This is a genomic window from Paenibacillus amylolyticus (assembly GCF_050990605.1).
GTDB lineage: Bacteria > Bacillota > Bacilli > Paenibacillales > Paenibacillaceae > Paenibacillus > Paenibacillus amylolyticus_H.
This window is the reverse complement of record NZ_CP158832.1, coordinates 2,826,082-2,842,748: the sequence shown is the minus strand read 5'-3', so window position 1 is coordinate 2,842,748 and position 16,667 is coordinate 2,826,082. Positions and strand designations below refer to the sequence as shown.

17 protein-coding genes are annotated in these 16,667 nt (G+C 43.4%); 6 read left to right on the top strand and 11 right to left on the bottom strand.

Annotation, left to right across the window (positions count from 1 at the left end; translation table 11 throughout):
* Positions 1–168: 168 nt before the first annotated feature.
* Positions 169–573: a hypothetical protein gene (locus ABTV53_RS12950; protein ID WP_421889274.1), complete on the top strand. Its 405-nt coding sequence runs from the start codon at positions 169–171 to the stop codon at positions 571–573.
* Positions 574–682: 109 nt separating this feature from the next.
* Here the strand turns inward: ABTV53_RS12950 and ABTV53_RS12945 are convergent, their stop codons facing one another.
* The 8 genes from ABTV53_RS12945 to ABTV53_RS12910 form a co-directional block, all read right to left on the bottom strand.
* A complete protein-coding gene (locus ABTV53_RS12945) occupies positions 683–2,032 on the bottom strand; it encodes a glycoside hydrolase family 30 protein (protein ID WP_433753436.1) in 1,350 nt (449 codons plus the stop codon).
* A 22-nt stretch (positions 2,033–2,054) separates the two neighbouring features.
* The gene (locus tag ABTV53_RS12940; protein WP_433753434.1) at positions 2,055–3,698 is read right to left on the bottom strand and encodes a sugar ABC transporter substrate-binding protein; all 1,644 of its coding nucleotides are present in this window, start codon (positions 3,696–3,698) and stop codon (positions 2,055–2,057) included.
* Between the two features lie 37 nt (positions 3,699–3,735).
* Positions 3,736–4,623 (bottom strand): carbohydrate ABC transporter permease, encoded by an 888-nt coding sequence (locus ABTV53_RS12935; protein WP_433753433.1) that lies wholly within the window; start codon positions 4,621–4,623, stop codon positions 3,736–3,738.
* 16 nt (positions 4,624–4,639) lie between these two features.
* Entirely contained in the window at positions 4,640–5,629 is a 990-nt protein-coding gene (locus tag ABTV53_RS12930) for an ABC transporter permease (protein WP_206099103.1), read from the bottom strand.
* Between the two features lie 255 nt (positions 5,630–5,884).
* A complete protein-coding gene (locus ABTV53_RS12925; protein WP_433753431.1) occupies positions 5,885–6,919 on the bottom strand; it encodes a LacI family DNA-binding transcriptional regulator in 1,035 nt (344 codons plus the stop codon).
* A 94-nt stretch (positions 6,920–7,013) separates the two neighbouring features.
* Complete coding sequence (locus tag ABTV53_RS12920) at positions 7,014–7,340, bottom strand: thioredoxin family protein (protein WP_433753429.1); 327 nt, start codon at positions 7,338–7,340, stop codon at positions 7,014–7,016.
* 113 nt (positions 7,341–7,453) lie between these two features.
* Complete coding sequence (locus ABTV53_RS12915) at positions 7,454–7,747, bottom strand: DUF3817 domain-containing protein (RefSeq protein ID WP_076212121.1); 294 nt, start codon at positions 7,745–7,747, stop codon at positions 7,454–7,456.
* Positions 7,748–7,952: 205 nt separating this feature from the next.
* On the bottom strand, positions 7,953–8,921 hold the full coding sequence (locus ABTV53_RS12910) for a LacI family DNA-binding transcriptional regulator (protein WP_433753427.1): 969 nt from the start codon (positions 8,919–8,921) through the stop codon (positions 7,953–7,955).
* 153 nt (positions 8,922–9,074) lie between these two features.
* Between ABTV53_RS12910 and ABTV53_RS12905 the strand changes: the two genes are divergently transcribed.
* Complete coding sequence (locus tag ABTV53_RS12905; RefSeq protein WP_433753426.1) at positions 9,075–10,505, top strand: glycoside hydrolase family 1 protein; 1,431 nt, start codon at positions 9,075–9,077, stop codon at positions 10,503–10,505.
* A 197-nt stretch (positions 10,506–10,702) separates the two neighbouring features.
* On the opposite strand, the gene ABTV53_RS12900 is transcribed toward ABTV53_RS12905, so the two are convergent.
* The 3 genes from ABTV53_RS12900 to ABTV53_RS12890 all read right to left on the bottom strand — a co-directional run bounded on the left by ABTV53_RS12900 (position 10,703) and on the right by ABTV53_RS12890 (position 13,524).
* Complete coding sequence (locus ABTV53_RS12900; protein ID WP_433753424.1) at positions 10,703–11,269, bottom strand: sugar O-acetyltransferase; 567 nt, start codon at positions 11,267–11,269, stop codon at positions 10,703–10,705.
* A gap of 214 nt (positions 11,270–11,483) precedes the next feature.
* The gene (locus tag ABTV53_RS12895; protein ID WP_433753423.1) at positions 11,484–12,647 is read right to left on the bottom strand and encodes an MFS transporter; all 1,164 of its coding nucleotides are present in this window, start codon (positions 12,645–12,647) and stop codon (positions 11,484–11,486) included.
* Positions 12,648–12,771: 124 nt separating this feature from the next.
* On the bottom strand, positions 12,772–13,524 hold the full coding sequence (locus ABTV53_RS12890; protein ID WP_433753421.1) for a TrmB family transcriptional regulator: 753 nt from the start codon (positions 13,522–13,524) through the stop codon (positions 12,772–12,774).
* 205 nt (positions 13,525–13,729) lie between these two features.
* On the opposite strand from ABTV53_RS12890, the gene ABTV53_RS12885 reads away from it, so the two are divergent.
* The 4 genes from ABTV53_RS12885 to ABTV53_RS12870 all read left to right on the top strand — a co-directional run bounded on the left by ABTV53_RS12885 (position 13,730) and on the right by ABTV53_RS12870 (position 16,548).
* Positions 13,730–13,858, top strand: a complete 129-nt coding sequence (locus ABTV53_RS12885) for a DUF4023 family protein (protein WP_433753419.1) — start codon at positions 13,730–13,732, stop codon at positions 13,856–13,858.
* A 97-nt stretch (positions 13,859–13,955) separates the two neighbouring features.
* Positions 13,956–14,216 (top strand): hypothetical protein, encoded by a 261-nt coding sequence (locus tag ABTV53_RS12880; protein WP_339242352.1) that lies wholly within the window; start codon positions 13,956–13,958, stop codon positions 14,214–14,216.
* Between the two features lie 285 nt (positions 14,217–14,501).
* Entirely contained in the window at positions 14,502–15,167 is a 666-nt protein-coding gene (locus ABTV53_RS12875; protein WP_433753417.1) for a potassium channel family protein, read from the top strand.
* Positions 15,151–16,548 (top strand): TrkH family potassium uptake protein, encoded by a 1,398-nt coding sequence (locus tag ABTV53_RS12870; protein ID WP_433753415.1) that lies wholly within the window; start codon positions 15,151–15,153, stop codon positions 16,546–16,548. The genes ABTV53_RS12875 and ABTV53_RS12870 overlap by 17 nt, the downstream gene beginning before the upstream one ends.
* Positions 16,549–16,667: the final 119 nt, after the last annotated feature.

Genomic DNA, 16,667 nt, shown 5'->3' with positions numbered 1-16,667 from the left:
ACATCCTCTGCCTACAATATGCACAAAATCGTGGCATGGTTTCTTCTATTGACCGCTTCACTCGCTCTTCATCGCAAAACGGGCTTTATCTCGTACATATAATGTGTGGTCACCCGGGTCGGTTCAAATCTTGTCCTCATAGAATATAAGAATACTATATAGGAGATGATGTCATTGCCAACATTTGATAGTATTCTTGTCACCGGCAATCAGACGATAAATCAGGATTTACAGGTTAATGGTAATCAAACCGTTGGTGTCCATCTAAATGTCAATGGCAGTCAGACCATAGCAGGCAGCCTGCAAATCAACGCGAGCTCCTCGATTGTCAATCATTTGGGTGTAGGCGGAGTAATCCAAGCTGGAGATAGCGTTAAGGCTACTACACAATTAATGGCACTCAATCAGCCTACTCTTCCCGTGTCTCTGCCAACTCTACAACAGTTCAGATATTACAATCCTGGTGTTGCAGGTCAACCCGGTCTGGTCTTAACAGGAACCGCTGGCAACCAATATATTCTGTTCGTTGATGAGAGCAGTGGAACACCCCATCTTGCCATTCAGCCGGTATAATGCGATCCATCCACAGGCAATATCACCAAAAGAAGCGATACCCGTCTACACTCCGGATATCGCTTCTTTTGTTTTCTTTTCTGATAAAGCCTAGTTTAAATTCTTCGATTTATACATCTGTGATCAATACGGATAAGACACTCTTACTTTCAAGCTGGAACTTCACCAACACATTCTCGCACAGCTTAACCTCTACGTTGTCTGTCTTCTCCCCGTCATTGAAGAGGACTAATGCTACGGAACCATCGAGATTTTTAAAAGCCACAGAATAAATTCCATCATCACTGGACGTTGATTCAATCCGAACAGCCTTGGGACGGATCAAAGCACTAAAATGTGCCAGGGCATAATAATCAAGTGTATACGTAAGTTCCTTGGTTTGCTGATTCACCTGAACGATCCCACGACACGTACTGCGGCCAAATCCCGGAACGGTTGGCCCATTGTTCTCGTCCAGTGCCATATTCCAAAGTACCAACGACTTGCTGTAATTGCGCAGAATCTGAATCCCCGTTCTCATCACATTCGAGAAAGCCTGTTCAAATGGCGGGATCCACTCCCCTCCTGAGCCTTCGGTGAAATGCACTTCTTTGCCTGCAAAGGCTTCGTATACCTTCGTTTGAGCAGATGCATCACCCCCATACCAATGCCAGGCTACGCCATCTACTTCCTCTCCCGCTTGTTCAAGTACGGTCAGGGGATAGTCCGGTTGGTCCCAGTTGTGATCGTAACAGAGAATCTTGGTTTGTATATCGTTTTGCACAAAGGCTGGTTTAAGATGATTTTTGATAAAATCTGCTTGCGCTTCGGCTGGCATCAACATACTAGGATAATGTCCCGGTTCATAAAGCGCCTCATTCTGTGGTGTGATGGCATGGATCGGTAATCCATGCGCTGTATACGCTTGAATGTATTTCACAAAATATTCGGCATACACGGGATACCATTCCGACTTCAATTGTCCGGTAATCATGGAGCCACTCGTTTTCATCCAGCCGGGTGCACTCCATGGTGAAGCAAACAGCTTCAGTTCAGGATTCAATGCCAACGCCTTTTGCGTTAAAGGAATAACGTCCTCTTCATCGTGCGCAATGCTGAATTGGGTTAGTTCCGGGTCCGTTTGCTGTTCTGGCATATCGTTATAACTGTATACCGTTCTCGCATAGTCCGAAGCGCCCATCGGATTACGGATGACTGATAACCCGATCCCTTTCTCCGGATGGAACAGCCGGGACATGAGCTCATCCCGCTGCTCCTCATTCAAGATTTGATTAATCAGATAAGCGGAAGAATCGGTAAAAGAAGCACCAAATCCGTCCATCTCCTGATACGTTAGCTGATCATCCAGAAGAACGGTCGTTGTCTCAAGATCAGGGTCATGAGGTAACAATTGATCCGAGGACACGGGTACGAATAATTCATCTTCTCCTGTTGATTTGTACATTTTGAATGTAGTCATAGGATTCTCCTTTGTATTTCTATTATTGGATGCCCAGTTTCTCTTTGTTCAGTTTCATCTTTTCACTGCGTACCTTCACAATCTCTTCCCAACGGTTCTCACCTAAAAATGACTTGTAAGCAGCCAGTGCATTGTCATACGAGGCATCATCCTTGGAACGTACCATACTGACCAGTGTTGTATTCCACTTCGTATTGATTGCTGACAACGCACGAGCTTCAGGTGTACCTTGATCCGGGCTAATATTCTCCAGAATGAAGTGTGGTTTCAGCTTGCCTTTGCCCCACTCCTGCATCTGTTTAATCGCTTCCGGAAAAGCATCTGCACTGAGTGCTTTGTGGCGGTCATGACCGAAGAACATAAATTCACCCATCCGATAATCCTTTTTGAATTGATCTGCGTTATTCAGTTGCATGTCTTTCACTGCTGGCAATAATTCTACACTACCGTCGGCTTTGGTTTGGTAGGTTTCCCCCTCGATTCCGTAATTCATTAGCGTCTGTCCTTCTTCACTCAGCAAGTATGTGAATATCTGAATGGCCTTGGCCGGATCTTTACAGTCCTTGGAAATGAAATTAATCATCCACCCGGTTATTCCGGATTGATTCAATGTTGGTGCATTGCCTTTGGTGCTCTGCGGTCCATCGATAGCAACATATTCTTTGCCTGGATTGGCACTCATGTAGATTTGCAGGTTTCCTCCTTGTTGAGGTGTACCGTCAAGCAGCATGGTTGCATATTTACCGGACTTCACTTTTTCCTCAAAAGCCGTCCCATCATCGGCAAAACTGTCATCACTGATATTGCCATCTCGGTACACGGTGTTCAACGTTTTCAACCATGCGAGGTAATCTTCATCCAGATTGCGATCATAGAATTCTCCTGATTCGGTCTCCAGCGGGACGCCGATGAAATCTTGCAATGTATCCCCGAGTGAACCCGTTCCTTCACCAATGGAGTTGAATCCAAACGGTATCAGCGCAGGAAACTCCTGCTTAATTCGTTTCATCACACTCTGGAATTCCTCTGGCGTTCCAATGACCGGACTACCCAAAGCTTCGTACACGTCCTTACGAATGATAAATGCCGTTTTGGCAGGAATGTTACCGCTATCATAATCCTCCTGTGTATTGGAATAGTTCGGGTAACCATAGGTTTTACCATCCGCCAACTGGAACCAGTTCAATGTATCGGCAGCCGCAACTTTATTGAAGTAAGGATCATATTTTTCAGCCAGATCGTTCAGCGGCATCGCCCAGGTTGCAGCTTTTTGTACCACAGGAGAATTGGAGTCAAATACGGTCAGCAAGTCAGGCATATCTCCACCTGCGAAAAAGGTATTTAACTTGGTATCATCACCCGTGATGAATTTAATATTGATGTTCAGATCCTCTTTGATTTTCTTGGTGACAATGTCCTTGCCAAAATCGGTGTTCCACCAGTCTGCATTGACGTACCAGGTCAGATCGGTAGCCTCTTCTTTTTTATCCAACTGCCAAGCCGGCTTTTCCGGGTCTACCGTATAACGATCTTCTATGGACACCCAGTTGCCTTCACTGGAGCCCCCCGATCCACCGCTGCAACCTGTAATCATAATTACGGCTGTGAGCAGTGTTGCGAGCAATTTAATCCCTTTTTTTCCTGATGCCTTGTTCAACTTCAACATGTTTTGGTTCCTCCTCAAAATGGGGTGTGTGTTGCGCCTATTCCTTGACCGCTCCGAGCATCATTCCCGAGATAAAGTATCTCTGAACGATGGGATAGATCAGTACAATAGGTAATGTGGTTATGACAATGGTGGCTAACTGCACGCCTTTGGTCGTTGTTTCAATAACAGCCGAACCCCCGACATTTTGCATTGATTGTGTCTGGGACTGAACGATAATCTCGTACAACATCATCTGGAGTGGATACAGTGACTGATCGGTAATGTATAACTTGGTTGTCATGAAGTCGTTCCATTGCCCCACCCCATTAAATAGCGCAATTGTAGCCATGGCAGGCATGGAGAGTGGAATGAAGATTTTCAGGAAAATATGCCAATCCCCTGCACCGTCAATCTTGGCCGATTCTTCCAGGGAATCCGGGACATTCCGGAAGAAATTCATCAGAATCACGACATCATAGAAGCTGAACAACGCCGGAATAATGTACACCCAGAAGCTGTTTAATAATCCAAGTGATTTGATTAACAGGTATGTCGGGATCATGCCGCCCGAGAAGAACATTGTAATAACACCCATGGCAACGTATAATTTACGGCCTCTTATGTACTTTTTGCTCAAACCGTATCCAACCATGGCACAGAAGAACACATGTGTAACAACACCAATCGTTGTTTTGGACACCGATATGAAGAAGGCCTGCCAGATCCCCTGATCGTTGAATACCGCTCTGTAATTCTCCAGCGAGAATTCCGGTGACCAGAAGATGAATCCACCTTCCGCTAACGCTTTGCCTGAACTAAAGGAAGAGATGATGACATTCCAGAGCGGAACCAGAATAACGATTGTACAGATGATTAGCAATATCCTGTTTAACGTATCAAAGATCCGACTATCGAGATCTTCTTTTGCCACCTTTCCATTCACGCGGGATGCCTCCTTCTTACAACACAGATTGATTATCGTTTAATTTGCTTGTGATTTTGTTCGCCGTAACGAGCAGAATGACAGAGATGATTGAGACACCCAAGCCAACGGCCGTTGCATATGAAAAGTCACCCTGTGACATCCCCATACGATAGACATACGAGTTAATCACTTCCGCTTTATCGCGGTTTTGGGAGTTCATGAGAACCAGGGTCTGATCCAGATTGGATCCCAATAAACCGCTTACAGTTAGAATCAGATTTAGGCTGATGATGGATCTCATGTTAGGCAATGTGATATTCCAGATCTGTCTGAGACGGCTTGCACCATCGATTTTGGCAGCTTCATAATACGTAGGATCAATCTTTGCCATAATCGCCAAATACAGAATGGTTCCCCAACCTGCCTCTTTCCAGATATCCGATAAGGTAGCAATCCACCAATACTTGCCTGCATCCAGCAAAATGTTCTGCGGTTGCGAGATCACTCCCAGACTAAGCAACAACTGATTAAATAACCCCGTTGTTGAAAACCAGGTGATCAGCATTCCCCCAAGTACGATCCAGGACAAAAAGTGAGGTAAGTATGAAACCGTTTGCACGAACTTTTTGAAGCGTCCGCTGTTTAACTCGTAGATCATGATCGCGAGAATAATCGGAATGACAAACCCAATCCCCAGTTTCAAAAAGCTGATCCCCAGTGTATTAACAACGGCATCCCAGAAGTATTTGTCTGACAAAATGATTCTGAAATTATCCAGCCCCACCCAAGGAGCAGTGGCCAGCGTATCAATGACCGTGTAATTTTTGAAAGCAATCGTCAATCCGTAGATCGGGATATAACAGAAAATAATCATAAAGATAATGCCAGGGATAATCATCGATTGAATCTCCCATTGTCTCCGATAATCGACTATGAATTCTTTAATCCGTTGTCCGATGGGTTTCTTCCCATTGGGACTGATCGCATTTTTACCGGTTGATGTCTCTACGGCTAATTTATCCACGTTTTTTACTCCCCTCCGCCTTACATTTATTATAAAAACGTTTTTATTTTTCGCCATAAAAACCCCCTTTTGCTCACATCTATATATGTTTAACTGTACTTTTACACAAGAACGAAGAGGACAGAAACAACCAGAAGAAGCGAAGTGTTCGCCTTTATCCCTGGATTTTCTCCTTCATATAAGGAATTCAAAAAAATCTGGGGATAACAGCGATCGGAAGGTTGTTCTGTCATCGGAGTGGCAGTGTAAATCTTTTCAGTCGAACATATTTGTACGATAGTCTTTCCGGTCGATCTTCACATGGCTTGAACCTCTAACCACCAGCTCACCCGCCAATTTCTGTGCAGCCCCTTGTTCTTTCTCCTTGATCATACCCACCAGTTGATTGATTGCCAGGATCCCCTGTCTTGCAATTTGATTTCTTACCGTTGTGAGCGGTGGAGAAAAATACTGTGCAATATCAATATCGTCAAAACCCACGACACTAACATCTTGAGGTACTTCAAAACCCTCAGATTTCAACGCATGCATACAGCCAATTGCACTCAAGTCATTCCCTGCAAGAAATGCATCAGGCCGCTTGCCGGGGTGCAAATGAAGAAAAGATTTTATCGCACTATACGTGCTCTCCTCCTCAAAGTACCCTTGTATAATGTAATCTTCATCGATTGGAAGCTGGTACTCCCTCAAAGCAGCCAGATAGCCATCTCTACGCTGCACACTGTCAAACATCGTGTCCACGCCCGAAATATAAGCAATTTTCTTGTGCCCCAGTCCAATTAAATACTTGGTTGCTTCGTAAGCAGCCACATACGAGTCAAAAATGACACTTCCCATCGTATCGCTCTGATAGACCCGATCCAGAAAAACAGCCTTGATCTTGTCTTTCTCCATGGCGATAATATCTTGCTCATCGATCCGAAGCTCTTCGTAGATAATGACACCATCCACCCGCCGACCCAGAATATTACTCATAATAACGTGTTTATCCTTGGTCACAAATACATTCAAACCATATCCAAGACGATCACATTCACGAGACATCGACTCGACCAGCTTATAGAAATACGGACCCGATACACTTGTGGTGAAAAAACCGAGCATTTTGGTTTGACCGGACTTCAACAGCTTGCCATTCAGGTTGGGAACATAATTTAACCGCTCTGCCACTTTGAGAACATGTGATTTTGTCTCCGGATTCAAGACATCTACACCATTTAAAGCGTTGGAGACTGTAGATATGGATACCCCAGCTTCCCTTGCTACATCTTTGATCGTTATTTTTGCCATAAGTTTTGTTCCTTTGCTATAAAAACGTTTTTATAATGTTTAAATTATCATAAAACCGTTTTCATGGCAACACTTTAATTTGTGAGTTCAGACATCACATCGAGTAAATCTGTTGCAATTGCTCTTCCAGACGTTCCAAGCGAACAAAACGATCCTCTCGAATGTACTCTTTCTGCTCCACTATCATGAGCATGGTTGGAACAGTAAAAATAAGAAACTTGGACGCAACATCTTCCACTTCATTAGCATTAATGTGACCCAGGTATATTGCTGGATAAGGTTCAAGCAACGCCCTGATCTTTGGGAGTAAAGCGTGACATACACTGCACTCTGGACGAGATACATACAAAAAAACCAATTTATGTTGTTGAATAGCTTCTTCAACCATTTCTATGGATGTTAACTCATAAATATCTTTCATATAAGCTCAACCCTTTCAGTCATTCAATAGCTTGCTCATTTAAACTTCTTCTTTTCAAGTATAGCCTTGGTGCGTTAGAATCAAATGGAATATATCACCATTTATATTGATTTTTATTTCCAATTTCTCTTCCGAAGATAAGATTCAAATACAAAAGTTCCAAACGGCAGTAGACCGGCGAGTCCACCCATTAACCAGCGTGTTATCTTCCACTTTTTGACCAGAGCCAAATGTACTAGCGCAATAAGGTATAAAGGAAACAAAATACCATGAATCATGCCCATTACGGCTACAGCGGAAGAGATATCTGCAAAATATTTCAGAGGCATAGCAATAAAAATCAACAGAAGTAAGGATACACCCTCCCATATGCCCGCAATTCTGAATCGGCCTGTCACTGTCTTCATAAAGTCCATTCTCACCTTTCCCGCTAATCGTTTGTGAAATATGTAACTTGTAACATGATACATGCACCTCACGCCACATCTCCGTACAGATCTGTCGTTCTGAAGCTCATCTTCAGTATAACGTATGTGTCCGATTCGAAGATGCTTCAAATTTGAATAATTATTGAATCCATAAAACCAGATTTCCCTTTTCGGCCTTACGGATTCAAGTCGTCTCACGCTCAATCAGCTGGTATGTTAGCTGCTCTGTCTTCAACTCTGTTTTACCCAATACAGCCCACAAGTGATGGAAAGCCTGGGTAGCTTGCTCCGCAATCGGATTGTGTATGGTCGTGATTCCAAGAACACGGGAAAGCTCGATATCATCAAACCCCACAATGGCGAGTTGTTCCGGTACCTGAATATTCCGTCTCCGTGCTTCACTCAGAATGCCAATGGCTGCATAATCATTCGAACATAATACGGCCTGTGGAAGTTCTGGCTCCTCAGTCATTCTTTGCATCGCTTCTTCGCCATCGGAGGAGCTAAATATCGAATATTGATACGCTTCAGTCCACACAGCCATACCTCTGCTCTTCATGAAAGATTCATAGGCTTTACGGCGGCTCTGGGTATTCAGACTTTCAGCCCTGCCAAATGCATTGGCAATTCGATTGTATCCTCTTGATACCAGATGCTCCAGAGCTAACTTATACCCTTCTGCCTGATCCATCGCGACAGACGGAATCTCGTCGTTCCCCATTCGCTGCCAGGAGACAATCGGGCCGTATTCCATATACGCTTTTAATTTCCGAGGATCATTAACACAGGTAACAATTAGGAGTCCATCCACCCGCTTGCTACGCAGATCTTCAAATCCTTGTAATTCAATTTCCTTATTTCCACGGGAAGTATAGACGATCGTCTGAAACCCGAAATCCATCGCTGTTTCCATAAACTGATTCATGAAGGTGAGACTGAGATCGTCAATGGTTGACGTTATGATGCCAATTTGTTTGGTCTTGCCTGTAGATAATGATACTGCATTCCGGTTCGGAATATAATTTAACTCCTTCATAATATTCGTTATGATATGTCTTGCTTCGTCACTAACATGTGGGGAATGATTGATTACTCTCGACACTGTCGCTCTTGAGTAACCAGATCGTTTCATAATTTCATCGAACTTGGACATCGGAGACTCCCTTCTTGTTAACGAACTTTAGAATAATAGTATGCCTTAGATTGGGGTTGAAAGTAAAACTTGACGTGTAACCCGTTACAACGTTTAAGCTTTTCTTATGCCAAGCATAGTGAATAGAAAAATAAGACGAATGGAGCGATACACATGAGCAAAGCTCTGAATCAATATCAATTCCCGGAAAATTTCCTGTGGGGTGGCGCAATTGCAGCCAATCAGGCTGAGGGTGCATACAATCAAGGCGGCAAAGGATTATCTACGCAGGATGTAGCTCCTAAAGGTATCATGGGGCCAATTACGGAAGAACCCACCGAAGATAATATGAAACTGATCGGCATTGATCTGTATCATCGCTACAAGGAAGATGTGAAACTGTTTGCAGAGATGGGCTTCAAAGTGTTCCGTACATCCATCGCCTGGTCCCGAATCTTCCCGAAAGGTGACGAGCTCGAACCGAATGAAGAAGGATTGCAATTCTACGACAACCTCTTTGACGAATGCCATAAGTATGGAATTGAGCCATTGGTTACGTTGTCCCATTACGAGACCCCTCTTCATCTGTCCAAAGAATACGACGGCTGGGTAAACCGGAAGATGGTTGGTTTCTATGAGCGGTATGCAACTACCGTCTTCAATCGGTATAAGAACAAGGTGAAATACTGGCTGACTTTCAATGAAATCAATTCCATTCTTGAAGAACCATTCATGAGCGGAGGTATATACACACTCAAAGAGAAACTGAGCAAGCAGGATCTCTATCAAGCCATTCACCATGAATTTGTAGCCAGTGCTTCTGCCGTTAAACTCTGTCATGAGATTATTCCCGATGCTCAGATTGGTTGTATGATGCTCAGCATGCCAACGTATCCACTGACGCCGCATCCAGACGACATGATCCAGGTAATGGAATTCGAACATAGCAATTATTTCTTCGGTGATGTGCATGTTAGAGGCCGCTACCCAGGATACATGAAACGCTACTTCCGTGAGAACGGAATTCAGATTCATATGGAAGATGGCGACGAAGAAATGCTGCTTCATACGGTAGACTTTATCTCCTTCAGCTACTATATGAGCCTGTGTCAGACTGCTGATCCAGCTAAACAGATTGCCGGTGAAGGGAATTTGCTTGGTGGTTACCCTAATCCATATCTGGATGCAAGTGAGTGGGGTTGGCAGATTGATCCGCAAGGATTGCGTTATGTACTCAATATGTTCTATGACCGTTACCAGAAGCCGCTGTTCATTGTGGAAAATGGCCTTGGAGCAGTGGATGAGTTGATCACCGGTGCGGATGGCGAAAAAACGGTTGAGGATGACTACCGGATCAAGTATTTGAACGATCATCTGGTTCAGGTTGGCGAAGCCATTGAAGATGGTGTGGAGATCATGGGTTATACCTCATGGGGCTGTATTGATGTGGTCAGTGCGTCTTCTGCCCAGTTGAAAAAACGGTATGGCTATATCTATGTTGATCGTCATGACGATGGATCAGGAACACTCGAACGTTACCGTAAAAAATCCTTCCATTGGTACAAAGAAGTGATCAGCAGTAACGGAAAAAGCTTGCAGCCTTAAGGTTTTTTAGCAAATATACATCTAACAGATACATCCTTCTATCCCCCAGCAAATCACATGAAAAAGTGTCGATTATACGATACTTTGGCATGTGTTCTGTGGGGGGATTTTATTAAAACACCCGATGATAAACATCGGGCTTTGTCATTGGCTAAATACTATTCCCCACCGCTTCCCGTCTTCAATCTGTCAATAAGTTAAAGCTCTATCTCTCTAATGATTCTAGCAGGATTGCCGCCCACGATCATATTATCCGGTACATCCTTCGTAACCACCGACCCAGAAGCAATAACGACGTTATCCCCTATTGTAACTCCTGGATTAATAACGGCTCTACCACCAATCCACACATTGTTTCCTATCGTGACTGACTTGCCATACTCTGCACCCGTATTACGTTCATGCGGATGGAGTGGATGAGTAGCCGTATAGATATGTACATCCGGTCCCATTAAGCAATAATCTCCAATACGAACTTCACACACATCTAATATCGTACAGTTAAAATTGGCATAGAAATGGTTACCCACATGAATGTTATATCCATAATCCACATAGATATTAGGTTCCATGCTCAAGTGTTCCCCGGTAGTTCCCAACAATTCCTTCAATAACTTGATGCGAAGTGCACCGTCTGTTTCTGTCGTTTGATTGAATATTCGCGTCATTTTCCTTGCGTATTCCCTGTCCTGAGACAATTCGAGATCTGAAGCCATATACAACTCGCCATCCAGCATTTTTTGTTTCTCCGTCTTAGTGGTCATGATCACCGCTCCCTTGATACACATCATTTATTCCAACATTAGATAATACTTTTTAAAACTATTTTAATTATAAAGATTACAATGAATTAAGCAAGTCCTGCTTTTATGAAAATAGTTTCTACTACTCTCGCGAACTCTCGTAGATAACAAAAAACCTCTACACCCAATGAATATTGAATGCAGAGGTTCAAGCTATTTGTCTAATTTCTTTATTCTAAGCAATCGCTTGAACACTTTTTTCCTTAACACTAATGGCATAAATGGCAGACACCAAACCAAGCAAAATCAGTACAGAACCAACCCATCCAGTGTTCAGAATTGATGAATGATCAATAACCATGCCGCCGATATAGGTACCCAGTGCAATACCTGCATGTGCAATACCTGAGTTGGTGCTGATTAGCGTTTCGGCTGTTTCCGGCGAAGTTTTGATAATGAGACTATTCTGCACAGGCGTAACGGTCCAGCTTAGTGCACTCCAGATGCTTAACAGCAGCAGGAAGGCGATCAAAGGCAATCCCACACTGAACGGAATGACAGCCATGCTCACAATAAAGGGAATGAGCACAATAACAATGGCTTTAGCGGGGTGCAGTCGATCAGATAACATGCCACCGATGCCCCCACCTGCGACAGCCGCGATCCCAAACATCATATAGATAAAGGTGACCATCGTCGCGCTGGCACCCAGTGTTTCTTGCAAGAATGGCGTGAAATACGCATATAAAGTCAAGTGACCCGCGAGTACTAGCAAAGTCGTAGCATGGATTGCCAACATTTTTGGATTCCACAGAGCCATAAGCTGTTTCTTCAGAGATACGGCAGGAATTGGCTGCACACGGTCCATTGCAATCCAGATGGCTACCATAACCACTGCAGTCAGAATGGCAATCAACATAAACACCTCACGCCAGCCTGCCAAGTTGCCTACAAAGATACCAAGTGGAACACCCAGGATGAGTGATGCACTGCCTCCCATGGTAATGGTCCCCACGGCGCGTCCTTTATACTGTGGTTCCACTATGCGCGCTGCAAGGGTCAGGGAGAGCACAAAAATAAGGGAACCCGTTGCGGCTCCGAGTGCTCTGCCCGCCATCAGCATATACAAGCTGGTACTGAACGCGGAGATCAGATTACTGATCAAAAATACAAACAGCGTACACATATATACTTTTTTACGCTCGAATCTGGCCGTCATATTTAATAAAATCGGTGCAGACAACGCATAGACAAGTGAGAAAATAGAGATTAAATACCCGGCTTTCGCCAGGGAAAGATGAAGATCCGTAGCAATCAGGTCCAGAATTCCGCCCAAGATCAGTTCAACGGTTCCGACCACAAATGCTGCGATAGCAAGCACATATACTTTCTTATTCATGTTGAATCCTCCTCAAAAAGTTACAACTACGATAGTAACCTATAAAAATGAAAGTTTCAATAGTTATTTTCATGATTTTTTCAAACAAAGATATAACAAAAAAACTATCCTCCAAGAGAATAGTTTAATAGATCAATCTGGTGAGCAATTTCTCGATTTCAGTATCCTGTAACAGCTGGTCACCGTATTTTTTGGTAATTTGAGTAAGCGCAACATCATGGTAGAAATAATCAGTCATCGCTTTAACAATCGGTTTGGACATCGTCTTGATCGCTCGCCATGAATCATGCTCCACACCAGCAAACAGCAGATATGCATGATCCACAATAAGCAGCTGTGAAGGTTCCGGCGCATCAAGCAATGGAATCAACGAGTATATCCGGTTTAAGGATGCCTCCATTCCCCCAACGGCGAGCACTTCAACGTACACGCCCTGCTTTTCCTTCTGCTCCAGCAGTTCACGATATTTCTCCATTCGCTCATTCCAGGCCAGAAAAAGAATCGACGAATCTGCTTCCTCGATAAGCTGTTCGATATTCGATGCGATGGACGACTCATCTTTAAACGTCCAGATATGTTCATCCGTAAATGTACGTTTGATTTTGTAACTCTTCAATTCCTCAATATCCTTCTCAAAATCAGCCTTGATTTTATGAATAATAGACTGAAGATCCACAGCCATATATAGTTTTTTCTTCCCATCCATCGTTGTCAGCACTGTTCCCTTTTCGATCAGGCGATTAAGTACTTCATAGATTTTGGCTTTGGGAACGTTGGAGTAATTTACAATCGATGTGGCATCAAGAGGTTCATCCTGCGCGAATATAGCCTCGTATACCTGACTTTCATATTGTGTAAACCCGAATTTCTGCAACATGGTTTGGATCTGCGCATCCCTTCTTAGTTTGTCTGGTCTATCTAGTTTAGACGCATGAACTTCCCATGTCCAGTATGTCCCAACGGACCTAGGAATGTGGAATCCAAATTAAATTTAGCGATGCCCCCAAAATAAAATCACTTTCCAGTGGTTATATTAACAATTGGGATACAAATTTCACTTGTGGAAGGAGCTGTAATTTTAAATGGAAAGCACTCAAGATTTTGTGAAGAAACTTAACGAAAATGCCGAAAAAGAGCGTCACAATAAAAACAACGGCAAGGGAACGCCAGGGGACAAGTTGCCATCCAAACAGCACTCAACAAATAAGTAGAGTCTATTTACTAAACAGCATGACTTCCGTCTAGCACTCCTTTCCTCTACTTTTCATCTACTATTAAGAACCTTTAATAGAAAAGAGATGATTAGTAATGGCTCGTGTAAATGCTGTTCGACAACCGGATCTGGTGTTAATCTATTGGTCAAGAAATCCGCTCGTCCCTGGTTCTGCGCGCAGAATCCAAAGTGTACGTGTGATTGGCAACACAGCTCCGTGTACCTTCACACTGGTTCCCGGCGCATTACTGATTAATGCATTAAACTGTTTGTTGGACAATGATATTGGATTCAAAGTGGTGTACCGCCAGAAAACGTCAGCAATCAGTGGAGTTCTGTTATTAAAACGTAGATAATCAGACCTCAAAAAATGGTGCCTCTCCTTATGGGAGCGCACCATTTTTCTTTTTTTGAAATTAAACAATTTATCCCCAAAAAGAAATGAATCAGTTGCAATTCTATTCTTAAGCCATTAGAATGAAGTCTTTTGGAGATATGCACAGACATAGCGAATTTGGGTTATATCACCATGGATCGCTAACTACGACATGAAACCTTACAATCCTGTATACGTAATGTAATATTTACCTATTACGATATAGAGGAAACCATTATTTATTTTGATTACAATGAGGGATATTATGAAAAAACAGTTTATGGTACTTGGTCTTGGACGATTCGGTTCAAGCTTGACACACACACTCATTAAAAATGGACATGAAGTGCTCGCTGTAGACAAAAGCGAAACTCTTGTTCAGGAGATTTCAGCGGTGGCAACCCATGCGGTACAAGCAGATTGCACTGACAAATCAGTCCTTATCGAGCTTGGAGCAAGCAACTTTTCACACGCCATTGTCGCAATCGGCGAAGATCTGCAAGCAAGCATACTGACCACTCTTTTATTGAAAGAACTTAATGTTCCCAAAGTAACAGCCAAGGCTAAAAATGACAACCACGGCAGTGTGCTTAGCAAGATTGGTGCTGATCAAATTGTTTACCCAGAACGTGATATGGCCACGAGGCTGGGGAATCAGCTTAGCTCAGACAACATTATTGATTCCATTGAATTATCTTCGGACTATAATCTGGTCGAGATCAAAGCTCCCGAAAGTATGAATCAGAAGACACTTCTGGAACTCAACATTCGGGCTGAATATGGATGTACCGTTATCGCCATCAAAACGGGGAATAACTTAAATATCTCACCCATGGCAGAAGACATAGTCCGTGCGGGAGATATGCTCCTGTTAATAGGCAGTAACGATGACATTCGGAATCTGGAGAGTGATTATGAACCAAAAAAATAAACGCGTAATGAGAACTTCGGCCCTAACGAACATTGAATCCATTGTGAACAAATTGAAAAATAATATGAGCCCTCCTCAACTTATCATGATCATCTTCTTCGCTCTCATCTGGATCGGAGCCTTATTACTTGCCCTGCCGGTATCTTCTAGTACCGGTACATCCATTGGTTTACTTGATGCCTTGTTCACAGCAACCTCTGCTATATGTGTAAACGGGCTGATTGTTCTGGATACAGGGACTGTATTTTCTACATTCGGACAGGTCATCATCATGATTTTGATTCAGGTTGGCGGGTTGGGGTTCATGACACTAGGTGTAATGGTAGCCATTATTCTGGGGAAACGGATTGGCTTGAAACAGAGGCTTCTTATCCAACAAGCCACCAATACATCCTCTGCTCAAGGTCTGGTTAAGCTATCGATGTATATTGTGCTGATAGCCTTTGCTTTTGAAGCTCTGGCTACAGTGGTTCTTACATTGCGCTGGCAGAGCGATCTGGGATGGGGACAAGCTTTATATTATGCCGTGTTCCATTCCATCTCTGCCTTCAATAATGCAGGTTTCTCTCTTTGGACTGACAGCCTTACTCCATTTGTTGGCGACCCGGTTGTTAATCTTACCGTCATTACGCTCTTTGTCATTGGCGGTTTGGGTTACATTGTGGTTGTGGATATATTCCGCAAGCGTTCATGGAGAAAGCTCTCCTTGCATTCAAAGATAGTATTAATCGGCAGTTTTTCTCTATACTTGTTCGGTTTCATCACTATCTTCTTAATCGAGAGTTGGAACCCTTCTACGTTCGCTGATTTATCTTTCGGTGAACGCATATGGGCTTCTCTTTTTCAGGGTACTGCTCCTAGAAGCTCTGGGTTCAATACCATTGACATTGGTAGTATGTTGGCCACATCCCAATTTTTCATTATTATCCTGATGTTCATTGGAGCTTCTTCGGGCGGAACAGGTGGAGGAATTAAAATCAATACTTTTGTGGTCCTTGTTCTTGCGACCATTCAAACATTTCGAGGCGGTGGGCAAATTCATGCTTTTGAGCGTAAAATTGCAGAAGAAACAGTGATGCGCGCATTGGCTGTTGTCTTAAGTGCCCTTGCCTTTGTACTTGGAATCTCCATTTTGTTATCCATATCCGAAGGCATTCTTGAAAATCATTTTTTGGATGTTCTGTTTGAAGCCACTTCAGCTTTTAGCACCACAGGACTATCAATGGGTCTGACAAGTGAATTGAGTGTTGCGGGTAAAATTATCGTCACCATTACCATGTTTGCAGGACGATTGGGACCACTAACACTGGCTTTTGCATTGGCGCAGAAGAAACGCACATCCAAGATCGGTTATGCAGAGGATCATGTCCTCATTGGTTAACATAAGGACTAAGGTCTTGTTAATTCTATTGCGGACAGTGATTGCTTTTATTTCAAAACAAGTTCCATTGCAAAACGCCCCCTTATCGCAAACGACAGATATGTCTGCTTAAGGGGGCA